This window comes from Streptomyces sp. NPDC043853 (assembly GCF_056436025.1).
Genome location: NZ_JBWKDJ010000005.1, coordinates 350,849 through 375,681 on the forward strand (window position 1 = coordinate 350,849; position 24,833 = coordinate 375,681).

23 protein-coding genes are annotated in these 24,833 nt (G+C 73.4%); 13 read left to right on the plus strand and 10 right to left on the minus strand.

The features are described 5' to 3' along the window. Positions 1 to 43: 43 nt before the first annotated feature. Positions 44 to 631 carry a putative glycolipid-binding domain-containing protein gene (locus AC067U_RS16560; RefSeq protein WP_478830390.1) on the plus strand — a complete coding sequence of 196 codons (588 nt, stop codon included), beginning with the start codon at positions 44 to 46 and terminating at the stop codon, positions 629 to 631. Here AC067U_RS16560 and AC067U_RS16565 read toward each other — a convergent pair. Further along, positions 621 to 1,568, minus strand: a complete 948-nt coding sequence (locus AC067U_RS16565) for an SDR family oxidoreductase (protein WP_478830391.1) — start codon at positions 1,566 to 1,568, stop codon at positions 621 to 623. The genes AC067U_RS16560 and AC067U_RS16565 overlap by 11 nt on opposite strands. Before the next feature lie 72 nt (positions 1,569 to 1,640). Then, entirely contained in the window at positions 1,641 to 3,308 is a 1,668-nt protein-coding gene (locus AC067U_RS16570) for a serine/threonine-protein kinase (protein WP_478830392.1), read from the minus strand. A 283-nt stretch (positions 3,309 to 3,591) separates the two neighbouring features. Here AC067U_RS16570 and AC067U_RS16575 point away from each other — a divergent pair, with 283 nt between their 5' ends. From AC067U_RS16575 to AC067U_RS16585, 3 genes are read left to right on the plus strand one after another with little or no spacing between them, the layout of a single operon-like run. After that, complete coding sequence (locus tag AC067U_RS16575) at positions 3,592 to 4,560, plus strand: NADPH:quinone oxidoreductase family protein (protein WP_478830393.1); 969 nt, start codon at positions 3,592 to 3,594, stop codon at positions 4,558 to 4,560. Next, the gene (locus AC067U_RS16580; protein ID WP_478830394.1) at positions 4,560 to 5,750 is read left to right on the plus strand and encodes an acyl-CoA dehydrogenase family protein; all 1,191 of its coding nucleotides are present in this window, start codon (positions 4,560 to 4,562) and stop codon (positions 5,748 to 5,750) included. The genes AC067U_RS16575 and AC067U_RS16580 overlap by 1 nt, the downstream gene beginning before the upstream one ends. Next, entirely contained in the window at positions 5,747 to 6,859 is a 1,113-nt protein-coding gene (locus AC067U_RS16585; RefSeq protein WP_478830395.1) for an acyl-CoA dehydrogenase family protein, read from the plus strand. The genes AC067U_RS16580 and AC067U_RS16585 overlap by 4 nt, the downstream gene beginning before the upstream one ends. Before the next feature lie 196 nt (positions 6,860 to 7,055). On the opposite strand, the gene AC067U_RS16590 is transcribed toward AC067U_RS16585, so the two are convergent. Further along, positions 7,056 to 7,289 (minus strand): hypothetical protein, encoded by a 234-nt coding sequence (locus AC067U_RS16590; RefSeq protein ID WP_478830396.1) that lies wholly within the window; start codon positions 7,287 to 7,289, stop codon positions 7,056 to 7,058. A gap of 136 nt (positions 7,290 to 7,425) precedes the next feature. Between AC067U_RS16590 and AC067U_RS16595 the strand changes: the two genes are divergently transcribed. Genes AC067U_RS16595 through AC067U_RS16605 form a run of 3 tightly spaced genes read left to right on the plus strand, consistent with a single transcriptional unit; the run spans position 7,426 to position 9,259 of the window. After that, positions 7,426 to 7,965 (plus strand): GNAT family N-acetyltransferase, encoded by a 540-nt coding sequence (locus AC067U_RS16595; protein WP_478830397.1) that lies wholly within the window; start codon positions 7,426 to 7,428, stop codon positions 7,963 to 7,965. Positions 7,966 to 8,009: 44 nt separating this feature from the next. Further along, positions 8,010 to 8,378, plus strand: coding sequence for a tyrosinase family oxidase copper chaperone (locus tag AC067U_RS16600; protein ID WP_478830398.1), 369 nt, complete (start codon positions 8,010 to 8,012; stop codon positions 8,376 to 8,378). Between the two features lie 14 nt (positions 8,379 to 8,392). Further along, the gene (locus tag AC067U_RS16605; RefSeq protein WP_478830399.1) at positions 8,393 to 9,259 is read left to right on the plus strand and encodes a tyrosinase family protein; all 867 of its coding nucleotides are present in this window, start codon (positions 8,393 to 8,395) and stop codon (positions 9,257 to 9,259) included. A gap of 90 nt (positions 9,260 to 9,349) precedes the next feature. On the opposite strand, the gene AC067U_RS16610 is transcribed toward AC067U_RS16605, so the two are convergent. Next, the gene (locus AC067U_RS16610) at positions 9,350 to 9,628 is read right to left on the minus strand and encodes a chaplin (RefSeq protein WP_478830400.1); all 279 of its coding nucleotides are present in this window, start codon (positions 9,626 to 9,628) and stop codon (positions 9,350 to 9,352) included. A gap of 171 nt (positions 9,629 to 9,799) precedes the next feature. Here AC067U_RS16610 and AC067U_RS16615 point away from each other — a divergent pair, with 171 nt between their 5' ends. Then, complete coding sequence (locus AC067U_RS16615; RefSeq protein WP_478830401.1) at positions 9,800 to 11,374, plus strand: carboxylesterase/lipase family protein; 1,575 nt, start codon at positions 9,800 to 9,802, stop codon at positions 11,372 to 11,374. Here AC067U_RS16615 and AC067U_RS16620 read toward each other — a convergent pair. Further along, positions 11,346 to 12,440, minus strand: a complete 1,095-nt coding sequence (locus AC067U_RS16620) for an alpha/beta hydrolase (protein ID WP_478830402.1) — start codon at positions 12,438 to 12,440, stop codon at positions 11,346 to 11,348. The two genes, AC067U_RS16615 and AC067U_RS16620, sit on opposite strands and share 29 nt — an antisense overlap. A 126-nt stretch (positions 12,441 to 12,566) precedes the next feature. Here AC067U_RS16620 and AC067U_RS16625 point away from each other — a divergent pair, with 126 nt between their 5' ends. Further along, complete coding sequence (locus AC067U_RS16625; RefSeq protein WP_478830403.1) at positions 12,567 to 13,601, plus strand: TolB family protein; 1,035 nt, start codon at positions 12,567 to 12,569, stop codon at positions 13,599 to 13,601. An 82-nt stretch (positions 13,602 to 13,683) separates the two neighbouring features. On the opposite strand, the gene AC067U_RS16630 is transcribed toward AC067U_RS16625, so the two are convergent. Continuing rightward, positions 13,684 to 14,373, minus strand: coding sequence for a GNAT family N-acetyltransferase (locus AC067U_RS16630; protein WP_478830404.1), 690 nt, complete (start codon positions 14,371 to 14,373; stop codon positions 13,684 to 13,686). 141 nt (positions 14,374 to 14,514) lie between these two features. Here AC067U_RS16630 and AC067U_RS16635 point away from each other — a divergent pair, with 141 nt between their 5' ends. The 4 genes from AC067U_RS16635 (at position 14,515) to AC067U_RS16650 (ending at position 17,904) form a co-directional block, all read left to right on the plus strand. Next, positions 14,515 to 15,315, plus strand: a complete 801-nt coding sequence (locus AC067U_RS16635; protein WP_478830405.1) for an alpha/beta fold hydrolase — start codon at positions 14,515 to 14,517, stop codon at positions 15,313 to 15,315. 124 nt (positions 15,316 to 15,439) lie between these two features. Further along, positions 15,440 to 16,687: an MFS transporter gene (locus AC067U_RS16640; protein WP_478830406.1), complete on the plus strand. Its 1,248-nt coding sequence runs from the start codon at positions 15,440 to 15,442 to the stop codon at positions 16,685 to 16,687. A gap of 51 nt (positions 16,688 to 16,738) precedes the next feature. Further along, entirely contained in the window at positions 16,739 to 17,149 is a 411-nt protein-coding gene (locus tag AC067U_RS16645; RefSeq protein WP_478830407.1) for a VOC family protein, read from the plus strand. Between the two features lie 47 nt (positions 17,150 to 17,196). Continuing rightward, positions 17,197 to 17,904, plus strand: a complete 708-nt coding sequence (locus tag AC067U_RS16650; protein ID WP_478830408.1) for a (2Fe-2S)-binding protein — start codon at positions 17,197 to 17,199, stop codon at positions 17,902 to 17,904. Positions 17,905 to 17,910: 6 nt separating this feature from the next. Here AC067U_RS16650 and AC067U_RS16655 read toward each other — a convergent pair whose 3' ends face one another. The 4 genes from AC067U_RS16655 to AC067U_RS16670 all read right to left on the minus strand — a co-directional run bounded on the left by AC067U_RS16655 (position 17,911) and on the right by AC067U_RS16670 (position 24,717). Continuing rightward, entirely contained in the window at positions 17,911 to 18,951 is a 1,041-nt protein-coding gene (locus tag AC067U_RS16655) for a hypothetical protein (protein ID WP_478830409.1), read from the minus strand. A gap of 219 nt (positions 18,952 to 19,170) precedes the next feature. Continuing rightward, a complete protein-coding gene (locus AC067U_RS16660; protein WP_478830603.1) occupies positions 19,171 to 20,922 on the minus strand; it encodes a S8 family peptidase in 1,752 nt (583 codons plus the stop codon). A 217-nt stretch (positions 20,923 to 21,139) separates the two neighbouring features. Next, complete coding sequence (locus AC067U_RS16665; RefSeq protein WP_478830410.1) at positions 21,140 to 23,005, minus strand: pentapeptide repeat-containing protein; 1,866 nt, start codon at positions 23,003 to 23,005, stop codon at positions 21,140 to 21,142. 350 nt (positions 23,006 to 23,355) lie between these two features. Continuing rightward, positions 23,356 to 24,717 carry a cation:dicarboxylate symporter family transporter gene (locus AC067U_RS16670; RefSeq protein ID WP_478830411.1) on the minus strand — a complete coding sequence of 454 codons (1,362 nt, stop codon included), beginning with the start codon at positions 24,715 to 24,717 and terminating at the stop codon, positions 23,356 to 23,358. Between the last annotated feature and the right edge of the window lie 116 nt (positions 24,718 to 24,833).

A 24,833-nucleotide genomic window follows, 5' to 3' on the forward strand; every position in this document is an offset into this window, starting at 1 on the left:
CCGCCTCCCGGAGGACGGCCCGTACGGCGGGTACCTTGGTCCGGTGACCGAACACCATGTCGTGACCTGGGACGTGACGGCGAGCGGCGGGCTGGAGACCGCCTGGGTCGAGCTCGGCGGGGCGCCGCCCGCGCCCGCCGGCCTGCGGGCCCGCGGCCGGGCCGTGGGCACCGAGCCGCAGCCGTACTGGCTGTCGTACGCGCTGGAGACCGACGAGGAGCTGCACACCCGGCACCTCACCGTGCGCGTCGAGGACGCCTACCGGGTCCGGGAGCTGGACCTGCGCCGCTCGACGGCCGGGCACTGGACCGCGGACGGCCGCCCGCGCCCCGACCTGGAGGGCGCCCTCGACTGCGACCTCGGCCTGTGCCCGCTCACCAACACCATGCCCGTGCTCCGGCACGGCCTGCTCCGGGCGCCCGGCGAGCACACGTTCCTGATGGCCTGGGTGTCCGTGCCCGACCTGGCCGTCCGGTCGTCCCGGCAGGCGTACACCCACCTCCGTGCCACCGGGGGCGGCGGTGCCCTCGTCCGCTACGCCTCAGGGGACTTCTCCGCGGACGTCGAGTTCGACGCGGACGGCTTGGTGGTCGACTACCCGCAGCTGGCCCGCCGCCGGGTCAGCGCCTGAACGGCTCCCGCCCCAGCTGGGTGCGGACCGGCACCACCTGCGGGTTCACCACGGCCCGGCGCTGCCAGTTCGCGCCGTCCACCACCAGGGTGTGGCCGGTGATGAAACGGGCGTACGGGGAGGCCAGGAAGGTGGCCGCCCAGCCGAGTTCACGCGGCAGACCCGCCCGCAGCGCGGGCTGCCGGCGGTCCGCCGCCGCTGCCTGCCCGGCCCGCTCCAGCCCGTCCCGGATCGCCTCCGTCATGTCCTCGTGCGGGAAGAGGCCCGGTACCAGCCCGTTGATCCTGATGCCGTACGGGCCCCACTCCACGGCGAGGGTCTCCACCAGGTTCTTCACCCCCGCCTTGGCCGCCGCGGACGCGGCGAAGCCGGGACCGCCGGTCCACGCGTAGGAGGCGCCGACACTGACGATCGAGCCGGGGGTTCCCGCGGCCAGGTGGCGCCGGCCGAACTCCCGGGTCATGAACCAGGTGCCGGTGAGCGTGATGTCGACGACCGCGCGCCAGCCGTTGGGGGAGAGGTCCTCCGCCGGGCAGGGGAAGTTGGCCGCCGCGTTGTTCACCAGCACGTCGGGCAGCCGCCCGGCCGCCGCCTCGGCCTCGTCGAACACCTCCGCCACCCGCTCCGGGTCCCGGATGTCGCACACCGCGACCGTCACCCGGCCCGCGCCCGGTACGGCGGCCAGCTCCTCCCGGGCGGCGAGGAGGTGCTTCTCGTTGCGGCTGGCGATCAGCAGGTCCGCGCCCAGGCGGGCGAACTCGGCGGCCACGGCCAGGCCGAGCCCCGTGCCGCCGCCGGTCACCAGCACCAGCTGCCCGGCGTAGGTGCCGGCCGGGAGAGCGGCGGTCCCCGGCGGGGGAGGGGCGGGCAGGCCCGGCAGCCCGTCGCCCCTGGTGTTTCCGTCGCTTCCGTCGTTCGGATGTGCCGTGTCGGTCATGCGGGCATCGATAGCGCGCACGGGCGCGGATGGCCATGGGCGTGGCCGTGCGCCCTGCTCGTGCACGGTTGTTCAGCGGCCGGTGGTGGGGCTTTTCAGGGCCTTGGGAGGGCAGTTGGGGATGTCGGAGCCGTCCGCTGCCTCGGCCTCTTCGTCGCCGTTGAGGTAATAGGCGGACACCCATGCCCGACTGCTGTTCGGGCCCATGTCCGTCAGCAGCCACCAGGAGTTCCAGATGCTTCCCAGGCCGTTGATGTTTTCGCCCCGGACGCGGCAGTAGACGTGCCCACGGCCGGCCTCGAAGGTGCCGATGGGGTTGTGTGCCTTGGACGGATCGTCGCGGACGTAACCCCCCAGGACGAAGGTCACCGGCACCTTGGGCAGGTCGCCCCCGGATGGCGGCGAGGGCGTCGGGCTCGACGTCGTGCCGGGCGTGCCGGTCGCGGACGGTTGGACCGTCCCCCCGCCTGCCGTGGACCCGGTGCCCCGGTCCTCCTTCTGGGAGTCGACGTAGAGCACGGCCGAGACGGTGAGGGCCGCGGTGGACAGCACGGCGCTGACCGCGATCGCGGCCCGGCGCGGCCAGGCCGACCCGGCGGAGCCGGGACCGGCCGTCATCCGGTCGCCCGTACTGCCGTCCCGGACGGCTTGCTCACGGGCGTCCCGGCCGGCCATCGCACGGTCGTTCGGGATGCCTCCCGTACCGGCTCCCGTACCGGCTCCCGCACCGCCACCGGCTCCGGGCGGGGCTTCGGAACGGTGGTCCGGCTCCCGTACCGGCACGGGTGCCTGAGACGGGTCCACGAACGTGGACTCCGGGCCCACCGGCGCGGTCGTGCCCCGTACGGCGCGGGCGACCGGAGCCGGCAGCCACTGTTCGGGGACCGAGAGCTGGGCGGGGCGGTCGCCGCGCGCCGCGGTCAGCAGCTCCAGCAGTTCCGTCACGCCGGGCCGCCGTTCCGGCTCCTTGGCCAGGCAGCGCCGCACCACGTCGCGCAGCCCGGAGGGCAGGCGTGCGAGGTCGGGTTCGTCGTGCACGGCACGGTAGGCCACCGCGAAGGCCGGGCCCGACCCGAAGGGGCCTTCGCCGGTCGCCGTCCAGGCCAGGATCACGCCCAGCGAGAAGACGTCGGCGGCCGGCCCGACCGGGCCTCCGGTCGCCTGCTCGGGAGCCATGAACCCCAGGGTCCCGATGATGGCCCCGGTCGTGGTCAGCTTGCCGGCATCGGTTGCGGTGACGTCGGTGGCGGTGGCCACCGAGATCCCGAAGTCGATCACGCGCGGCCCGTCCGCCGACAGCATGACGTTCGACGGCTTCAGGTCCCGGTGCACCACGCCGACCCGGTGGATCGCCTCCAGCGCCTCGGCCAGCCCCGCCCCCAGTGCGAGCACCGAGTCCGCTGCCCAGGGCCCGTGCGCGGTCACGGCATCGTCCAGGGACATGCCGGGGACGTACGCGGTGGCCAGCCAGGGCGGGTTCCCGTCCGGATCGGCGTCCACCACGGCGGCGGTGAAGACGCCGTTCACCTTCCGGGCGGCGCCCACCTCCCGTGCGAACCGGCGCCGGAAGCCGTCCTCATCCGCCAGATCCGGCCGTACGACCTTCACCGCCAGGGCCCGCCCGCCCGGGGACCGGCCGAGGTACACCCGGCCCATGCCACCCGCACCGAGACGGGAGACGATCTGATATCGCCCCACCCGCCGCGGGTCCCCTGCCTGCAGGGCAGCGCCCATCGTCATTCCCCATCCCCCGTACGACCCGACCCATCGGGCCGGGAGACTATCCAGCCCACCGCCCGGCCGCCAGCCCGGGCGGCGCGGAAGCCCAGGTCCGGACCGCCGCCCGACCGCCCGGCCCGTCAACCCCCGTCCCCCGCCTCAGCCTTGTGGCGCGGTGGGCCCGGAACCGCACAGACCGTCAGAGACGGCCGGAACTGCCCCGGTGCGTCCGTACGGTTCCCACGGGTGCAAGCGACCGCTTAGTATGCCGCCAAGCACGGTCGACCGCGGCTGGAGGCCCCGGATGCAGGCATGGCGAGTACACACCCACGGCGAGCCCCGCGAGGTCATGCGGCTCGACGAGGTCCCGGAGCCGGAACCCCGCGACGGCGAGGTGAGACTCCGGGTCCGCGCGGCCAACGTCAACTTCCCCGACGCGCTGCTCTGCCGCGGCCAGTACCAGATCCGCCCGCCGCTGCCCTTCACCCCCGGGGTCGAGATCTGCGGCGAGACCGAGGACGGCCGCCGGGTCATCGCCAACCCCTCCCTGCCGTACGGCGGTTTCGCGGAGTACGTCACCGCGCCGGCGGCCGCGCTGCTCCCCGCCCCGGAGGCGCTCGACGACGGCCAGGCCGCCGCCCTGCACATCGGCTACCAGACCGGCTGGTTCGGCCTGCACCGGCGGGCCCGCCTCCAGCCGGGCGAGACCCTCCTGGTGCACGCCGCCGCCGGCGGGGTCGGCAGCGCCGCCGTCCAGCTCGGCAAGGCCGCCGGAGCCACCGTCATCGGCGTGGTCGGGGGCAAGGGCAAGGCCGTCATCGCCGAGGCACTCGGCTGCGACCTCGTGATCGACCGCACGACCGAGGACGTGGCGGCGCGGGTGAAGGAGTTCACCGGCGGGCGCGGCGCCGACGTGGTCTACGACCCGGTGGGCGGGGACGCCTACACCGCCTCCGCCAAGTGCGTGGCCTTCGAGGGCCGGATCCTGGTCGTCGGGTTCGCGAGCGGCGGCATTCCCACCCCCGCCCTCAACCACGCTCTGATCAAGAACTACTCGATCGTCGGCCTGCACTGGGGCCTGTACGCCGCCAAGGACCCGGCCGCGATCCTCGCCTGCCACACCGAACTCACCCGGCTCGCCGCCGAAGGCGCCGTCGCCCCCCTGGTCAGCGAGCGCGTCCCGCTCACCGGTGCCGCCGACGCCGTGCAGCGGGTGGCGGACGGCACCACCACCGGCCGCCTGGTCGTCGTACCGGACGGGGGAGACTCCTGATGGCACAGCCCCTCACCGCGGCCGGACTGGCCGCCCGCACCCGCGAGTTCCTCGCCGCCCACCCGCCCGCCGACACCGGCCGGGAGGAGTTCCTGCGGGCCCGCTTCGACGCCGGACTGGCCTGGGTCCACTACCCCGTGGGACTCGGCGGCCTGGCCGCCCCCCGCGCCCTCCAGGCCGTCGTCGACGCCGCACTCGAAGCCGCGGGAGCCCCCGACAACGACCCGCGCCGCATCGGCATCGGCCTCGGCATGGCCGCGCCGACCCTCCTCGCCTACGGCACGGAGGAGCAGAAGCGCCGGTTCCTGCGCCCGCTGTGGCTGGGGGAGGAGGTCTGGTGCCAGCTGTTCAGCGAGCCGGGCGCCGGATCGGACCTCGCCGCCCTCGGCACCCGCGCCGTCCGTGACGGTGACGGTTGGGTGGTCGACGGCCAGAAGGTGTGGACCTCCAGCGCGCACACCGCCCGCTGGGCCATCCTGATCGCCCGCACCGACCCCGACGCGCCCAAGCACCGGGGCATCACCTACTTCCTGTGCGATATGACCGCCCCCGGGGTCGAGGTCCGGCCGCTCCGCCAGATCACCGGCGAGGCCGAGTTCAACGAGGTGTTCCTCACCGGTGTCCGCATCCCCGACGCCCACCGGCTCGGCGCCGTCGGCCAGGGCTGGGAGGTCGCCCGGACCACCCTGATGAACGAACGCGTCTCCATCGGCGGCATGCGGCTGCCCCGCGAGGGCGGCATGATCTCCCGGGTCGCCGAGGTCTGGCGCGACCGCCCGGAACTCCGCACCCACGCCCTGCACGACCGGCTGCTCACCCTGTGGGTGGAGGCCGAGGTGGCCCGCCTGACCGCCGAACGCCTCCGCCAGCAGCTGGCCGCCGGAGCGCCCGGCCCCGAGGGCTCCGGCATGAAGCTCGCCTTCGCCCGGCTCAACCAGGAGATCAGCGGCCTGGAGGTCGAACTCCTCGCCGAGGACGGGCTGCTGTACGAGGACTGGACCATGCGGCGGCCCGAACTGGTCGACTTCACCGGCCGCGACGCCGGATACCGCTACCTGCGGGCCAAGGGCAACTCGATCGAAGGGGGCACCAGCGAGGTCCTCCTCAACATCGTCGCCGAACGCGTCCTCGGCCTGCCCGCCGAACCCCGCGACGACAAGGACCTCCCCTGGAAGGACCTGGCCCGATGACCGATCTGCTCTACACGGACGCCGAGGAAGAACTCCGTTCGGCGGTACGGTCGCTGCTCGCCGACCGCGGCGGCCCGGCGGCCGTCGTGGCCCGGCTGGAGAACCCGCGCCCGTACGACGACGGGCTCTGGCAGACCCTCGCCGCCGACATCGGCGCCGCCGGACTGCTCGTCCCGGAGAAGCTCGGCGGACAGGGCGCCGGCCACCGCGAGGCGGCCGTGGTCCTGGAGGAACTCGGCCGGGCCGCCACCCCCGCCCCCTACCTGACCAGCGCCGTCGTGGCCACCGAGATGCTACTGGCCTGCGCGCCGGAATCGGCGGAGGCGGCGGGCCTGCTCGCCCGGCTGGCCGAGGGGAGCGGCGTGTGCGTGGCGGCACTGCCGCTCACCCTGGGCCCGGGCGGTCCCGACGGGATCCCACCCGCCGGCGGCACCGTCGCGGCGGTCGCGGACGCGGTCGCCGCCGACACCTTCCTGGTCCGCTCCGGCACCGGCCTCTACGCGGTGCCCGCCGAGGCCGTCACCCTCTCCCCACGGGTGCCACTGGACCTGACCCGCCCGCTCGCCACCGTCACCCCGCAGGAGGGTGCCGGCATCCGGCTGGCCGGCCCGGACACCGCCCGCGCGGCGGTCGAGCGGGGCCTGCTCGCCGGGGCGGGCCTGCTGGCCTCCGAACAGCTCGGGCTCGCCGACTGGTGCCTGACCGAGACCGTGGCGTACCTCCGCACCCGGCACCAGTTCAACCGCCCGGTCGGCTCCTTCCAGGCGCTCAAGCACCGGCTGGCCGCGCTCTGGCTGGAGACCGCCTCGGCCCGCGCGGCGGCCCGTGCCGCGGCGGACGCCCTCGCCACGGACGCCCCGGACGCGCCGCTGCTCGTCTCGGTGGCCCAGGCTTACTGCTCGGGCGTCGCCGTGCGCGCGGCGGAGGAATGCGTCCAGCTGCACGGCGGCATCGGCATGACCTGGGAACACCCGGCGCACGTCTACCTCAAGCGGGCCAAGGCGAACGCCTCGGCCTTCGGGTCGGCCGCCCACCACCGCACCCGGGTCGCCGCCCTCACCCGCCTCCCGCCGCCCCGACCCGCTGACCCGCTGACCGCTGACCGCTGACCGCTGACCGCTGGCCCGGCCCGCCGGCCGGGCCGCGCCCCGTCCCGTCTCGCAAACCCGCGCCGCCGGCCCAGCACCGGTCGCGGACGAGTTCCTCGAACTCGTCCCGGCTCATGCCCCGGCCCAGGAGGGCGCCGGTGAACGGCCCGGCGCCACCGGGGCGGTGGTGCGGGCGGCGGGGCAGGGGAGCGCACCGCTAGCGGTGCCAGCGGAACTTGCCCCCGCCCACCCAGCGGACGGCTTCCGGATCGTCCAGGTCGTGGATCGTCACGCCGGCATCCGCGGCGATCATGATCACGTCCGTCATGGACTTGGCGAACCCGACGACCTCCCCGTCGACCTCGACGATGCGGAAGGGCGGGTCGCCGTCCTGCAGCCCCAGCACGGTGACCCGCGCGGAGGGGATGTACGGCATCGTGCCTTCGGTCATGCTGGAACGGTTCCACGCCACGGGCGCTCCCGCAATCGCACGGCGCACGGCCGCCGCAGCCGGGCGCCGGTCATCCGGACGCGGGCCGTCCCACCCCGCCCGTCCGTCCGCCCCGGGTGATCCCTACCCTGGCCGGATGACGACGGTCACGATCACCCCGCTGGACGCAGCCGGACTGCGTGCCCACCGCGCCGAACTCGCCGAGCTGCTCCTCGCCGTGGTCGGCGGCGGCGCCTCCCTCGGCTTCCTCACCGGCCTCGACCACGCGGGCGCCGCCGACTGGTGGGAGTCGCTGGAGCCCGCCCTCGCGGACGGGGCGCTCGCACTCTGGGTGTCCCGTACCGAGGGCGCCGGCGGCCCCGGCCCCATCGACGGCACCGTCAGCTGGTACCGCGAGACCAAGCCCAACGGCCGGCACCGCGCCGAACTGCGCAAACTGATGGTCCACCCCGCGGCCCGCGGCCGCGGCACCGCGCGGGCCCTGCTCGCCGTGGCCGAGGCGGCCGCCGCCCGGGCCGGCGTCGTCCTGCTCTTCCTCGACACCGAGACCGGCAGCGGCGCCGAAGCGGTCTACCGCAAGGCCGGCTGGACCGAGGCCGGCACCATTCCCGACTACGCCACCGACCCGGACGGGAACCTCCGCCCCACCACCCTCTTCTTCAAGCACCCGAGATGAACCGGCCCGGGTGACCTAGGCCGCCGCACCGCGTTAACTCCGGTATGAGAGCCAGCCTGTTCACCCGCCGCGCGGTGCTGCGCACCGCGTTCACCGCGACCGTCCTCGCCGGCACCGGAGCGGCCCTCTCCCCGCTGCTCCGGGCCCGCCGGCCCCGCCCCGTCACCGCCCCCGCCGAGGGCGTCGTCCCGGTCACCGAGGAGACGTACCGGGGCCGGCACATCGCCGTCGACCACGCCGGCGTCCGGATCGACGGCCGCACCCTGCACGTGATGCGCCGCGCGGACGGCAGCTACCTGAGCGCGGTCAACCACTTCGAGTCCTTCGCCACGCCCCTGGAGCTCGCCCGGGCCGCCGTCGACGAACTCGGCACCGGCCGGCTCTCGGCCGTGCCCGCCCTGCACCACGCCTGAACGGAGGGACCCGCTTGTACACCCGGCAGAACCAGAGGAACCTCACCTCCGCGCAGAAGAAGCGGTTCGTGGCGGCCCTCCTGGAACTCAAGCGCAACGGCACGTACGACGCATTCGTCCGGACCCACGACCGCTACTTCGTGCCCGACCGGGACAGCAAGCTCCGGGTCGGCCACATGTCCCCGTCGTTCTTCCCCTGGCACCGCCGGTACCTGCTCGACTTCGAGGCCAAACTGCGCGAGCTCGACCCCGGCATCGCCATCCCGTACTGGGACTGGACCACCGACCGCAGCCCGGTCGGCGGCCTGTGGGCCGAGGACTTCATGGGCGGCACCGGCCGGGAGTCCGACCGGAAGGTGATGACCGGCCCCTTCGCCCACGACCGGGGGAACTGGAACATCACCGTCGGGGTCACCGAGGGCCGCTTCCTCACCCGCAACCTCGGCCGGCCCGGCAACCCGATCACCCTGCCCACGGCCGAGGAACTCCAGTGGGCGCTCGACGACCCGGTCTACGACACCGACCCGTGGAACTCCACCGCCCGCGACGGCGGCTTCCGCAACAAGCTGGAGGGCTGGGCGGCGCCCCGCAGCGAGAAGTGGCGCAACCACAACAAGGTCCACCAGTGGATCGGCGGGCACATGACCGGCGGGGCCGCTCCCAACGACCCGGTGTTCTGGCTGCACCACTCCTTCGTGGACCTGCTCTGGGACCGCTGGCAGCGCGCGCACCCCCGCTCCGGCTACCTGCCGGCCCGCCCCCTGGAGCTCACCGACCTCCAGCACGGCCGGGTCATCGCCCTGGACGAGCCCATGCCGCCGTGGAACATCACGCCGAGGGACATGCTCAGCCACCAGGGCCTCTACCGCTACGAGGGTTAGAGCGAGGAGCGTGGACGCAACGAGGCCGGGGAACACCGGGACACAGGGGAGGGGCCCCCGCCGACGGCGGGGGCCCCTCCGGAAGGTCGCTCAGTGGCCGTAGCCGGCGGTGTGCCCGCCGTTGCCGCCGGAAGCGTTCACGCAGGTGTTGCCGAAGGCCGGGTTCAGCAGGGCGATCACGTTGACGGTGTTGCCGCTGGCGCAGATCGGGACGTGCACCGGGACCTGGACCAGGTTGCCCGACAGGACGCCGGGGGACTCGGCGGCCACACCGTTCGCTCCGGCATCGGCGACGGCCATACCGGCACCGGCGGCCAGCACGGAGCCGGTGAAAGCGGTGAGGGCGGCTGCCTTCGCGATACGCGACATCAAAATCTCCTCGACACATGTGGGGTGCCGCAGCACTGCGGCGATTGACATGGCGTACAACGCGGGCGGCGCCGAGTGGTCACGGTCCGTCCACCTACCCGGTGAAGCCGCCCACGTGAGGGAGGATGGATCTCCCCGTGACCGACCGGCGGGGCAGGCTGGAGGACCACCATGGCGAACGGGCGCGAAACCGGGCACAGCAGCGGCCATGGCAACGGCCATGGCCACGTGCACGGCAAGGGGACGGTGCACGTGAAGACCCGGTACGGCACGGTCGCCGGCCGCTTCGAGCCCGAGGCCCGCTCCGGGCGGCCGGTCGCCGCCTTCCGCGGCATCCCGTACGCCGCCCCGCCCGTCGGCCCGCTCGCGTTCGCCGCCCCCGTACCCCCCGCGCCCTGGGACGGCGTTCGCGAGGCCACCGCCTACGGGCCGACCGCGCCCAAGGTGCCGTACCCGGAGCCGTTCGCCGACCTGCTGCCCGATCCGGACGTGCCCGGCGAGGACTGCCTCAACCTCAACGTGTGGACCCCCGACCCGGCGCCGGCGGCCCTGCTGCCCGTCATGGTGTGGATCCACGGCGGGGCCCTCACCCGGGGCTCGGCCGCCTGCCCCGTCTACGACGGCGCCGCCTTCGCCCGCGACGGGGTGGTCCTGGTCTCGGTCAACTACCGGCTCGGGGTCCTCGGCTACGGCCTGTTCCCCGACGCCCCGCCCAACCGGGGACTGCTCGACCAGATCGCCGCCCTGGAATGGGTCCGGGACAACATCGCGGCCTTCGGCGGCGACCCCGCCCGGGTCACCGTCTTCGGCGAGTCGGCCGGAGCCATCAGCATCGGCTCGCTGCTGGCCGCGCCGCGCGCCGCCGGACTGTTCGCACAGGCGGTGCTGCAGAGCGGCGCGCCGGAGGTACTGCCCCGGGACCGGGTGCGGACCATGGTCCGCCGGATGGCCGCACGGCTGAAGGTGCCCGCCACCGCCGCCGCGTTCGCCCACGTGGACCCCGCCGCCCTGCTGGCCGCGCAGGGCGCCGAACTCAAGCGTTCCAACGCGCTGCTCGGCGGCCCCGCCTTCGGCCTGGTGACCGACCCGGACACGATCCCCGACCACCCCCTCGACGCGCTGGCCGGGGGCGGCGCCTCCGCCGGCGTACCGCTGCTGCTGGGCTGGACCGCCGAGGAGTACCGGCTGTGGCTCGCCCCGACCGGGACGCTGCGGCTGCTGGACCGGCTCGGGCCGCTCGCCGTGGTCCTGGGCCGGACCATGGCCGGGAAGGACCGGACGGCGGTACGTGCCCTGCGCACCGCCCTTCCCGGCGCGGGCCCCGCGGACGTCTTCGGCCAGCTGCTCACCGACCGGCTGCTGCGCGACCCGCTGCGCAGGCTCGCCGCCACCCGGCCGGCCGGCACCCCCGCCCACGTCTACGAGTTCGCCTGGCCGTCCGGGCTGCCCGGCATGGGTGCCTGCCACGCCCTGGAGCTCGGCTTCGTGTTCGACACCCTCGGCGTGCCGGAGTCCTCCTGGCTGGCCGGCCGGGACACCCCGCAGTCCCTCGCCGACGAGATGCACTCCGCCTGGGTGTCCTTCGCCGCCACCGGCAGCCCCGGCTGGCCGGCCTGGGACGGGTCGGGCCCGCCCAGACGTTTCGGTGAGCCCGAGGACGCGGCGGAGGGCACCGGGGAGACCGGTGGCGCCGGTGGCGCCGAAGGCGACGGCGGGGCTACGGCGCCGGCACCGGTCCTTCCATGACCTTGCTGATGAACTCGATCGCCTGCTGCCCCATCGCCGGGACGTAGGTCTTCGCGTTGTGCTTGCCGCCCTGGATGACGTTCAGGTCCGTGTGGACGGGCCCCTTGCCGTAGGTGGCGATGAACTTCTTCACGTCCGGCAGGGTCTTCTTGTTGCTCTCGTCGGTGCCCACCTGGAAGGCGAGGTAGACGTCCGGGCCCTTGCTCTGGATCAGCCGCTGCGCCAGCAGTTCCGGGCTGTTCTCCGCCCTCTCCTTGTCGTGGCCCTTCCACAGCGGGGAGTCGGGGACGATGTCCGGGCCGGAGGCGATCACCGCCTTGAACTTGTCGGGGTGCTTCAGCACCGCCTTCAGCCCCGCGAAGCCGCCGGTGGAGGAGCCCATGAAGGCCCAGCCGTCGCGGGACTTGACCGTCCGGAAGTTCGCCCGCATCAGGTCCGGGACGTCCTCGGTCAGCCAGGTGCCCATCTTCGGCTGGCCGGGTATGTCGGAGCCGTCCCAGTAGATGCCCTTGTCGTCCGGGGCCGGGTTCAGCACCGGCATGGCCAGCAGGAACGGCTTGCCCTTGCCCTCCTGGTACCACTGGCCGATGCTCTTCTGCAGGCCCAGGTCGGTGCCCATCCAGTAGTTCTTCGGGTACCCGGCCCCGCCCGGCAGGGCGATCATCACCGGGAAGCCGCTGTGGGCGAACTTCGGGTCCCCGTACTCCTTGGGCGCCCACACCCACACCTTCCCCTTGAAGCCGGACTTCTTCCCGTCCAGCTCGGTGACGGCCACGTGCGTGCCGTCCGGGAGGGTCATCGTGTTCTTGAAGGAGGCGGCCGGGCCGGTCGGCATCAGCATCTTGGAGTCCGTCGGCTGCTCCCTGCCCCCGCTGCCGCCCCCGGGCTGCCCGAAGGACACCGGGTCGCCCTTGTCCGTGAACGGAGGGATCTCGTAGTGGGTCATCACGGAGGCGGCGGCCAGGCCCAGCGCGGCGACCGACACACCCGCGATCACCCACCCGCGGACTCGGTTCCTGCGGCGCGGCGGCTGGTGCTGCTCGGGCGAGTGCGGCGGGTACGACATGTGCGGTGATCTCTCCTGGTGCCGGTGATGCCCGTGGGGCGTTTCCGGATGGAGGATGCGGACAGCGCCGCACGGGTTCCGTACTTTTCCTTCTCTTGATCAGCCGCAGGGCTTACCTTGCCCGCCATGACGACTCGCCGCCGGTTGCTCGTCCTGTTCGCCGCCGTCTCGCTGCTCGCCGTACTGGCCGGGGCCGCGGTGCTGCGTGCGGCGGACCGGACCGCGGAGAAGGACCGCGTCCAGGCCGGCGCGCCGAGCGTCACCCGTGGCCGGGTCACGCTCGCCGCGGGCGGTGAGCGGCGCATCGCCTTCCGGAACATGGCCTGGGGGCCGCACCGGGACGAGCTCACCACCGTCCCCGCGGACCGGCCGGACGGCCCGCGTACCGCCTCCGGGATCAACTGCCTGCGCTTCCACGCGGCCGCCGGGACCGGCATCTGCCTCCAGTCCGGCGCCCGGGCCGTGGTGCTCGACGCCTCGCTGAAGGAGGTCTCGGCCCACCCGCTGGCCGGCCCGCCCACCCGCGCCCGGGTGTCGCCCGGCGGGCACCTGGCCGCCTGGACGGTGTTCGTCGGCGGGGACTCGTACGCCGGTACGGACTTCTCCACCCGCACCTCGGTGCTCGACCTGCGCACCGGACGGCTCGACGCCTCGCTGGAGGACTTCACCGTCCTCAAGGACGGCCGGGAGTACCGGGCCGCCGACGTGAATTTCTGGGGGGTCACCTTCACCCCCGACGAGCGGGGCTTCTACGCCACCCTGGCCACCGGGGGACGCACCCATCTGGTCCGCGGCGACCTCGCGGCCCGGACGGTCACCGTCCTCCGCGAGAACGTGGAATGCCCCTCCCTGTCACCCGACGGCACCCGCCTGGTGTTCAAGAAGCGCGTGCCCGGCCTGCCCGCCGAGGCGCCCTGGCGGCTGTACGCGCTGGACCTGGCCTCCGGCCGGGAGACCCCCCTCGCCGAGACCCGGAGCGTGGACGACCAGGTGGTGTGGACGGAGGCGGGCGCGGGCGCGGGCACGGGTGCGGACAGCGTCTCCTACGCCCTGCCCGGAGACTTCGGCGCCGACCTGTACGCCGTGCCGGCCGACGGGAGCGGTGCCCCGCGCCGGCTGATGTCCTCCGCGCTCGCCCCGGCCTTCCTGGGACCGCGCTGAGGCGGGGGAAGGCCGGGACGGGAGCCCGGGACGTAAGCCCGGGAGGGGCGGGAGGGGGTCGCCGGGGCGGGGTGCAGGACCGTTACGCCGGAACCAGCGTCTTGCGGCGGCGCCGGCGGGCTGGGGCCCGGGCGGCGAGCCGCAGCTCGATGATCGACCGTACGGCCGGCCACTCCTCGTCGAGGATCGAGTAGAAGGCCGTACTGCGCACGACACCGTCGAGCCCCCGCGAATGGGCCCGTCGGACCCCTTCGGAGGTGAAGCCGAGCCGTTCCATGGCGGCCCGGGACCGGGTGTTCCGGGCGTCCGCGCGGAGCGAGATCCGCCGGACGCCCCAGGTTTCGAAGGCATGGCGGAGCATGAGCAGCTTCGCCTCGGTGTTGATGCCCGTTCCCTGGGCACCCGGCGCCAGCCAGGTATTGCCGATCTCGGCGGCGTCGGGCACCGCCGTCATCGGATCCCCGTAGGGGACTCCGGGCACGGAAGGCCACACCAGCGGCCCCTGCCAGTAGTCGAGTTCCAGGAAGCGGGTCGAACCGACCACCACGCCGTCAGTGGCTCTGACGACGGCGAACGGAAGCGATCGGCCCGCGGCCTGATCGGAGAGGGCACGATTGATGTACGAATGGGCCGCCTCCAGACCGTGGGGTACCGGAGTGAAGGCGTAAGTCGTACGATCCTCGGCCCCGGCGAGGGCCAGGGCCTCAGCGTGGTGGGGGGCGAGGGGCTCGAGCCGCGTGGTGCGGCCGGCGAGGAGTACGGGTACGGGCACGGAGCCTTCGGTCCTTCGAATGAATGGGTGGTGGAACATCTTGCGCTCCTGACAGCACTCCCCGAGGAAAACGGGGATGAAAGGGAATCGGCGGTCAGGTGAACGCGCGAGTGGCTCAATGTATCCGTTTACCTTGATCCCATGAACCCCCTTGCTGCGAACGGCACAACACTCTTTTTCGAGGAGCACGGCCCGGAGGCCGGACCGCCCGTACTGATGGTTCACGGACACCCCTTCGACCGCACCCTGTGGCGCCCCCAGACGGCCGCACTGGCGGCCGCCGGATACCGGGTGATCGCCCCTGACCTGCGGGGATACGGGCAGAGCGGGGTCGTGCCCGGGGTCACCCCGTTCGAGGTGTTCGCGGACGACCTGATCGCCGTCCTCGACCGCCTCGACATCGGGTGCGCGGTCGTCTGCGGCGTGTCGATGGGCGGGCAGATCGCCATGGAGGTGCTGCGGAGCCACCCGGCCCGGGTGCGCGCCCTGGTGCTCTCCGACACCTCGCCCGTCCCGGAGACCGAGGAGGGCAGGAAGTTCCGCCGCGAGACCGCCGAACGCCTGATCGCCGAGGGCATGGGCCCGTACGCCGACGAGGTGATCGACAAGATGCTCGCGCCCTATAACGTCACGGCGAAACCGGAGGCGGCCGCCCTGGTGGACGGCCTGATGCGCGGCACCGATCCGCAGGGGGCGGCCGCCGCGCTGCGCGGGCGCGCACTGCGGCCCGACTACCGGCCGGCGCTCGCCGCCTGCCGGGTGCCCTGCCTGGTGGTGGTCGGCGCCGACGACGTGTACACGCCGGTCGCGGAGGCGGAGGCGCTGCACGCCCTGGTCCCCGGCTCCCGCCTGACGGTGATCGAGCGGGCCGGCCACCTGCCCGGGGTGGAGCAGCCGGAAGCCTTCAACCGGGCCCTGCTGGACTTCCTGCGGGGCCTCTGACCCGAACCCGGCCCCTCGACCCCCGGCCCCGGGCCCGGGCCGGGGGAGGGGGCCGTGATTGGCCCATGGAGGTGGCGCTGGATTGGACCTCCTGAACGGGCCACTCCGCTGATGGGATGGGGGCATGACAACGCGACTCCTGCCCCCGCCCGGAGCGCCGCGCCGCCTGGCAGCCGCGCAAGCGGTCAATTCCGTCGGTGACGGTGCGTACTACGTGTGTTCGGTGCTGTATTTCACCCGGGTGGTCGGTCTCTCGCCCGCCGAGATCGGGCTGGGGCTCACCGTCGCCTGGGCCGTCGGCTCGGTGGCGGGCGTCCCGCTGGGCGCGCTGGCCGACCGCAGGGGCCCGCGCGGCACCTCCGTGCTGCTGGCCCTCGCCACCGCCGCGGCCGTCGCCTCCTTCCTGGTGATCGACTCCTTCTGGCCCTTCCTCCTGGCCGCCTGCGGCTACGCGACCGCCCAGTGCGGGCTCACCGCGGCCCGGCAGGCCCTGTTGGCCGGGCTGGTCGGCCCGCAGGAGCGCACCCGGGTACTGGCGTTCCTGCAGTCCGTGCTCAACGCCGGGCTGGCGCTCGGGGCGGCCGTCGGCGGACTGGCCATCGCCGCCGGCACCGGCACCGCCTACCGGGTGGTGTTCGCCGTGGACGTGCTGGGCTTCCTGGCCTGCGCCGCGGTACTGCTGCGCCTTCCGCGGGTCGCCCCGGCTCCCGCGGCGGCCGCGGGGGAGCCCCGGCTGGCCGTGCTGCGCGACCGGCCGTACGCGCTGGTGACCTTCCTCAACGCGGTGCTGCTGCTCCGGATGCCGCTGCTCAGCCTGGCCCTGCCGCTGTGGATCACGGAACGTACGCACGCCCCGGGCTGGCTGGTGTCGGCGCTGTTCGTGCTCAACACCGGGGCGGTGATGCTCTTCCAGGTCCGGACGGCCCGGCCGGTGACCGGCCTGGACAGCGCGGGCAGGGCGGTGCGTTCCTCCGGGTGCGTCATGCTCGCCTGCTGCGCCGTCTTCGCGCTGTCCGCACTGCCCGGCTCCCCGTGGGCCGCCGGAGCGCTGCTGGTGGTGGGCGCCGTACTCCTGGTGGCCGGGGAGATGCGTCAGTCGGCGGGCGCCTGGCAGATCGGCTTCGCGCTGGCGCCGGCCGACCGGATCGGCCAGTACCAGGGCTTCTTCGGCACGGGCGTGCCGACGGCCCGCTCCCTGGGCCCGCTGCTGCTGACCTCGCTGCTGCTGCTCTGGGGCATCCCCGGGTGGCTGCTCCTGGGCGCGGTGTTCGCAGCCGCCTCGTACGCCATGGGTCCCGCGGTCCGGTGGGCCGTGCGCCGAACGGCTGCCGCGCCCGCCGAGTCCGCCGAGCCCGCTGTACTGTCGGGATGATCGGGAGCCCGGGCGGAAGCCCGGGGACGAACGACGGCGAGGAGGCCGCGGATGCTGCGCGGAGTCGCGACGATCGGCTTCTGGGCGGAGGACCTGGCGGCCGCCACCCGCTGGTACACCGAACTGCTCGGCTTCGGCCCCTACTTCGAACGGCCCGGCTACGCCGAGTTCCGGATCGGCGACCACCAGCAGGAACTCGGCATCATCGACGCGAAGTACGCACCGCAGGGTGCGGCCGCAGGCCCGGGGGGCGCCGTCCTGTACTGGCACGTGGACGACCTGGAGGCCACCCGCCGCCGGCTGCTGGACCTGGGGGCCGCCGAGTACCAGCCGGTGGTCGACCGCGGCTCCGGCTTCGTGACCGCGGCGGTGACCGATCCCTTCGGCAACGTCCTCGGCATCATGAGCAACCCGCACTACCTCGACATGCTGGGCCCGGACCTCCCGGACGAGCCGGCCTAGCGCGGGCACCCGGCCACCGGCCTCCGGCGGCCTGACATCATGCGTGCATGACCCTGACCCCGCCGACGCACGACATGGAGCAGGCGCTCCTCCGGCTCGCCGACGTGGGCGGGTTCTTCACCGTCCGGTGCGGCGCGGAACCGGCCGGCGGCGGCTTCCGCACGTTGGCCGAGCTGTACGCGGGCGGATCCGCCCTGGAGGCGTACGTCGCCGAGGTCGGGCGGCGGATGGGCGGGGCGGACGACCGGGTCGCCGCGTCCACGCTGCAGTTCGGCCTGGCCGCGCGGATGTGGTCGATCGGGCTGGGCGCGTACGTGCTGACCGGTGAGGTGCCCGAGCTGGACCCCGGCCGGGTGTGGTGGCGGCTGCCCGAGGGGCAGTCCGTGGAGCTGTGGCTGCCCGAGCCCGGCACACGGCCCGGCGCCGGTCTCGGCGAGACCGTGCTCGCCCACCTGGCGGGCCTTCAGGACAGCGTCCGCCACCGGTACGGCGTCTCGCCGCAGACCCTGCGCGGCAACTCCGCCTCCGGTCTGGTCGGGGCCCTGCGCGAACTGCTCAAGGGGGTCCCGGAAGCGGGCCCCGTGGCCGCGCCCGTGGTCACGGCCCTGCTGGACGAGGCCGGCCCGCTCGCCGGGACCGGAACGTTCGTCTACGAGGAGGGCCTCGGCGCGGCCTTCGTACGCCGCAACTGCTGCCTCTACTACCGGGCCCCGGGCGGCGGCCTCTGCGGCGACTGCGTGCTGCGCACCCGCTGATCCGGCTCAGTCCTCCCAGTCCTCGGCGTCGCCGCCGCGCATGGTGCGCCATCCCCGGAGGTCCTCCAGCGCCTGCCGCGCCAACTGGGCGTACTGCACCGGGCACTCCCACAGCTCGCGGGCCGAGCACTCGGCGGGCACGGGGGTGTCGGGGTGGTCTTCCGGCGCGTACAGGTGGACCACCGCGCGGTACCGGGACCGCGTGCTGGAATCGGCGGTGGACCAGGGGTGCCGCGGATGTTCGCAGGACACGTCCAGGTCCACGGTGGCGAGCGCCGCGGCCAGGTCGCGCGCGTACGAGGGCGGCAGACCCCCGTACGACTGGGCGATGCCCATCCACAGGCTCAGGAACACGCCGATCCGCTCCTCGTCCCGCACCTGCCCGGTGAGCCAACGGCGGGCGGACCACAGGGCGACCGGGCCGGTGTTGTCCTCCCAGCTGCGGTTGATCGCCTCCTGCATGGCGACGATGTCGAGGCTGCCGTCGTCCCGGACGAACCGCGCGTCCAGATGGGAGACGTCGATGCCGCCGAAGAGTTCCCGGTGCGCCTCGTGCAAGCAGCCCAAGGCCTCGTCGGTGAGGTCCGCGAGGAATCCCTCGCAGTCGAACGCCGCCGACTCCTCCTCGTCGAAACCGTAGTCCTCGGCGAACGCGGCCCGTCCGGCCTCGGTCAGCATGCTCACCCCGGCCTCGACCTGGTACTCCGAGTCCAGCTCCGTGGGGTGGGCGCCGGCCGGGCAGGTGCAGGAGGCCCGGTCCAGCTGCGCACGGAACCCGTCCAGGGCCCGTGTGTACGACGCGAACAGGGACTTGTTGAAGATCCGTGTGGAGAGGTACCAGCAGGTGGCGTTCAGGAGGAGCGTGTACCCGGTGCGTTCCCGGCGGCCCTCCGGGGTGCCCTCGCGGTCGAGCGCCTCCGCCGCGTCGGCGGCGAGGACGGCGAGGGTCGATTCGGGATCGGCGGAGGGGTAGTCGCTGACGATCCCGGACAGGTCGGAGATCAGTTCGCGGTGGTCGGCAGGCAGCGTGGGCGTCACTTCGGTCACGTCCGTAACCGACGGTGGCGCAGGCCGAACGGTTCCCCGGCGCCCGGGGCCGGTCGTCCGGTCGGTCTCCGGGCCGGACGCTCCCGGTGGCCTGTCAGTGGGCGGCGGTAGCGTGACCCCATCAACCACCACCCGATTGCTGCCGGGCCGGTGGCTACTCGAAATCCGCCCCGACGGACCCCATCCGGGGACAGCGCCCGTCGGGGCGGAGGAGAACCTCTAGAAGGTGAGGTTCCAGGCGTCGATCTTGCCGGTGTCGGCGTTGGCGTTGTCGTTCACGCGGAGCTTCCAGGTGCCGTTCGCGACCTCCGAGGAGGCGTTGACGGTGTAGGTCTGGAGGATGTTGTCCGTGCCGCCGCCGCTGCGGTTGTGCAGGGTGTAGACGGAGCCGTCGGGGGCCACCAGGTCCACCTTCAGGTCACCGATGTAGGTGTGCTTGATGTCCACGCCCACCTTGAGGGTGGCCGGGGCGTTGCCGGTGACACCGCTGACCGCGAGGGTGCTTTCGACGGTGGTGTTGTCCGCGATGGCGACGTCGGCCGTGTTCTCGAAGTACTTGCCGGGCGGCGGGGTGCTGCCGACCGCCTTCAGTGCGTCCACACGGCCCTCGCCGAAGAAGCTGTTCTTCGCCGTGGTGCCGGTGCAGCGGCTGTCCGACGGGCAGGCGAGGTCGGTGGCCTGCTCGCCGAGCTTCGCCCGGATGTCCGCCGGGGTGTAGCCCGGGTTGGCGCTGGCCAGCAGCGCGGCCACGCCCGCGACGTGCGGGGAGGCCATGGAGGTGCCGCTCAGCGAGGAGTACTTGCCGCCGGGGACGGTGCTGTACACGGACTCGCCGGGCGCCGAGACCTCGATGACGTCACGGCCGAAGTTGGAGAAGGAGGCCTTGGACGAGCCGTTGGTGCCGTTCGCCGCGACCGTGACCACGCCCGGCAGCTCGGCCGGGATGTCGAGGCAGTCGTTGGTGATGTTCCGGGTCACCGGCGTCGAGTCGTTGGGGCTCTCGGTGTCGGTGGTCTTGTTGGCCAGGTCGTAGTTGGCGTTGCCGGCCGCCGCGACCTGGAGCGAACCCTTGCCCTCGGCGTAGGCCTGGGCACGGCCCACGCCCTCCAGGATGGCGGCCTGGTCGAGGTTGTTCGGGCAGTTGAACTGCCACGGGTCCGTGTAGTAGCTGTTGTTGGTGACCTTGAAGCCGTGGTCACCGGCCCAGACCAGGCCACAGATGGTGTTCTCCGCGAAGAACAGGGTGCTGCCGGGCTCGGCGATGCGCACCGAGGAGATCTTCACGCCCGGCGCGACGCCGATGGCGCCCTTGCCGTTCTTGGCGGCGGCGACCGTACCGGCCACGTGGGTGCCGTGCTGGTCGACATCGCGCCAGGCACCGGCCCGGGTGTCCGTCTTGCCGTACGCGCAGGAGACCGAGTCGGCGGCGTTGAAGTTCGGCGCCAGGTCCTGGTGCTGGTCGTCCACACCGGTGTCCAGGATGCCGACCTTGACCGAAGCGGAGCCCGGGTTGACGGCCCAGGCCTGGTCGGCCTTGATCTGCGTCATGTCCGAACGCACCGGCTCGGTGGACGGGGCGGCGGACTGGGCCGGGTTGGCCGGGAGCGCCGGGTTGTAGGCGTCGGCCGGGACGTCGGAGGTCCGGGTCGCGCCGACCTTCTGCACTCCGCTGACCCCGCGCATCGCCCCGGCGAAGGTGCCGGAGGTCGAATGGGCGACGACCACGCCGATGGCGTCGAAGTAGGAGAAGACCGTGCCGCCGTTGGAGGCGACCGCGGAGCGTACCGCGGAGGTGTCCCCGGGGGCCGTGATCACGAGGTAGGAACGGGTGCCGGCGGCCCAGGTCGCACTCCTGGCCTTCGGCGAGGCGTTGTTCAGGGCGGCCCGGTTCTGCTGCTGAGCAGCGGCGGGCGCGCCGGACGGGGAGACGGGCGCCGTGTCGGCGAACGCGGCCGGAGCCGCGAACGTCATGGCGGCGCCGACCGCGGCCAGGGCCGCGAGGGTACGTCGGGGGCGACTGGATATGTGGGGTATCAATGCGTCCTCCGCTGACCCGGTGGTGCTGGTGGCACGTACCGGGTCGTACGAAACGAGTGGTGGACGCAAGATTGCAGAGAGAGGCCCCGCGAGGGAAGTACCTTTCACCGCAGTCGGTTTCGCGCGGAGATGGCCGAAAACCATCTGTTGCTCAGCGTTTGACGCGTCCCCGTACGGCGAGCAGGGCGAGGCCGAGCAGCAGGGGCTGGGTCAGCCGCGCGGCCATCTCGGTGTACGTGCCCACGGTGGTCAGGGCCTGGCCGGAAGAGCGGAACACCACGGAGTTGACGACCGTCCGCACCGACTTCTCCCCACGGGCCGCGGTGAGACGTCCGGTCAGCGGCCCGTCCGGATCGACGGGATCCGGAGTCCGGGTGGTCAGCGTCACGGAAGTGGTGGCCTGGCCGGAGGCCGTTCCGGCCGTGCCGGTGGTGACCGGTTCCGGGGCGGCCTCGGGCAGTCCCCACAGCATCATGGCCAGCACGGTGGCCGTTGCCGCGAGGAGGAACCAGGAGAGGGCCCGCGAGGCGCGCAGACCGTAGCCCGACACGCCCCAGTACAGCGTCAGCAACACCCGTTCACCGATGGGGCGGGCGGGGTCGATGCGGCGCATCTCCATCTCGCCGTAGTAGAAGTCCGCGGCGTCGGGCTCGTTCTTGGCGTCCTCCAGCGACTTCCGCAGCTGGCGGTAGGCCGGGGCCAGGGAGGCCGGTCCGGGCAGGGTGGTCCCGGCGGGCGCTGCCGACCATCCGGAGGCGCCGTGCGAGGCCCGCCAGTGCTGTTCCTCGGCCAGGGTGCGGCGGGCGGTCCACCGTACGGGTAATCGGCCGCGGCTCTGCAGGCCGGCCGGGGTCCGGGCGAGCCGGCAGTCGCCTTCCAGCCGGATCTGATCGAGGTGCGTGGCCTCGGAGAACCGGCAGGCGGTGAGGTCGACGTCGGTCAGGACGAGGTGGGCGGCGTCCACTCCGCCGATCGACTCCACCCGCACCCCGGGCGTGCGGCCGGCCAGGACCGTCTCCGGCACCAGGACCGCTCCGGGGACGGGGGAGAGGGCGGAGTGCGGTACGGGGAGGCCGGATTGCGGGCCTGCCGTGGTGAACGGACGGGGTCGGAAGGAGACCCGCAGGGGAGCCTCGCAGACGGCATCGCTGAGGTCGACCGCCGCGTACCGCAGCCGCAGGGAGGTGCGGGCCGGCCACCGGGTGCCCACGCACCGGAGCCGCGCCGTCGCCGCTTCGATGCCGACGGGCCCGCCGAACACGGCGCCGGACAGGTCGATCCCCTCCGCACCGACCATGGGCCCCAGCGAGGTCGCGGCAGGGAAGGCGGCCCGGGTGAAGAGGGCCCCGCGGTGGAACACGGCCGCCCCGAACCACGCTTCCGCCGCGAACGAGGCGCCCTGGAAGGAGGCCCCGCCCGAGAACAGGGTCCTCCGGAAGGAGACGTCGGCGTGGAACCGGGAACCCGTGAAGGAGGAGCCGGCGCGGAAGGCGGCGTCGTCGAACCACGTGTCCCGGTGGAAGGCGGCGCCGCCGAACCAGCAGTCCCCGGTGAACTCCGCCCGCCGGAACCAGGCGTCCGCCGTGAACGAGACCCCGTCGAAGAAGGCGTTGCCGCCGAACCGGCCGTCCTCGAAGGAGCAGTTGCCCAGGAACGACGCCTCGTCGAAGGTCACGGCACCGAGGAACCTCGTCTCGTCGAACGTGGCGTCGGATGCGAACCGGGCCCCGCTGAACCAGCATCCGCCGTCGAACCGGGCTCCGGTGAACCAGGCCTCGGCCTGGAAGGAGACCCAGGTGAAGCGGGCCGCCCCGCGGAAGCGGGCCCTGGTGAAGGCGACCGTCCCGAACACCGGCCGTCCGCTTTCCGGTTCGCGCAGCGCGGTCAGCAACCGGGCCAGCAGGTCCTCGGAGAACTCGGTGCCGCGGAAGTCGACGTCGTCGCCGGGGGCGAGCGAGGCCAGGAAGTCGTCGAGGTCCGGGGCGGTCAGATGGGCGAGGCAGGCGCCGTACGGCACGAGCCTGCGTCCGGGGCATCCGGCCGGGACGGCCGGAGAACGGTCGAGGCCACACTGCGGCCAGTCGGCTTGCGTCGGGGCAGCAGACGTCATGCCAAGGGGACGTACGGTTCGGCGCCGAGGGTTCCCGCAGGACGATGCCGGCCGGGCGGGGCACCATGGGGGCGAGCCCTGCCCGGCCGGACGGGTGGGTGCGCCGCCCCGGTGGGGAAGGGGGTGGCGCACCGGCCTCCGCGGGACCGTGATTCGGGTCGGCCGGCCGACCGCGGAGGAGTCGGAGGAGTCGGAGCAGTCGGAGGGATAGGAGGGATAGGAGGGATCGGAGGGGGAGGAGCGGGGGGGAGTCGGCGTCAGGCCGGAACCGGATCCTTCCCGTCCTCGGCGCTCTGGGCCGGGACCGCCGCCGGAGCCTCCCCGCCGTGGCCGTCGTCGAGCAGCGTGGTCTCGTCGAACGGCAGCCGCCCCGCCAGGACTTCGTCCGCCCGCGCCCGGTCGAACTCCTTCGTCCAGGTCCCGATCAGCACCGTCGCCACCGCATTGCCGGCGAAGTTCGTCAGGGCCCGCGCCTCGCTCATGAACCGGTCGATGCCCACGATCAGGCCGACCCCGTCGACGAGTTCGGGCCGGTGCGACTGGAGACCGCCCGCCAGCGTCGCCAGCCCCGCCCCGGTGACCCCCGCCGCGCCCTTCGAGGCGATCACCATGAACACCAGCAGCGAGACCTGCTCGCCGATCGACAGCGGGCTCCCCATCGCCTCGGCGATGAAGAGGGAGGCCATCGTCAGGTAGATCGCGGTCCCGTCCAGGTTGAAGGAGTAGCCCGTCGGCACCGTGATGCCGGTGACCGGCTTGGACACCCCCAGGTGCTCCATCTTCGCGATCAGCCGCGGCAGCGCCGACTCCGACGAGGAGGTGGAGAGGATGAGCAGGAACTCCCGGCCCAGGTACCGCAGCAGCCGGAAGATGCTCACCCGCGCGCACACCCGGAGCAGGGTGCCCAGCACCAGGAAGACGAACACCACGCAGGTGGTGTAGAAGCCCAGCATGATCACCGCGAGGGACTTCAGCGCGGCCGTGCCGGTGGAGCCCACCACCGCCGCGATCGCCCCGAACGCACCCACCGGCGCCGCCCACATGATCATCGCCAGCACCCGGAAGACCAGCTTCTGTACGTGCCCGATCCCGCGCAGCACCGGCTCGCCCGCCGCGCCCATCGCCTGCAGCGCGAACCCGCACAGCAGGGCCACCAGCAGCGTCTGCAGCACCTCGCCCTCGGTGAAGGCCGACACCAGCGTCTTGGGGACGATCCCGAGCAGGAAGTCCGTGGTCGACTCGGCGCCTCCGGCCTTCGCCTGCGCTTCACCCGCGCTGCGCACCGCGTCCGTCAGGTGCAGTCCGCTGCCCGGCTCCAGCAGGTTGCCCACCAGCAGGCCGATGGCCAGCGCCACCGTGGACATGACCATGAAATAGCCCAGGGCCAGCCCGCCCACCGCGCCGACCTTGGCCGCCTTGCGGACCGACCCGACGCCCAGCACGATCGTGCAGAAGATCACGGGCGAGATCATCATCTTGATCAGGTTCACGAAGCCGGTGCCCAGCGGCTTCAGCTCGACGGCCACGCCCGGGGCGGCGAACCCCGTCACGATGCCGAGCACCACCGCGGCGATCACCGCGATGTAGAGGTAGTGCGTTCTGTCCCGTCCGGCGGCCACGGTGCCTCCTGGTGTTGCGTGGTCGTGCCCCGCGCCGCTCCTGTTCGGCGGACGCGTTCGGGGAGACCATGTCGCAGTCTGTGACCCCGGTCACCCTTGCGTTCATTGAGTTCACG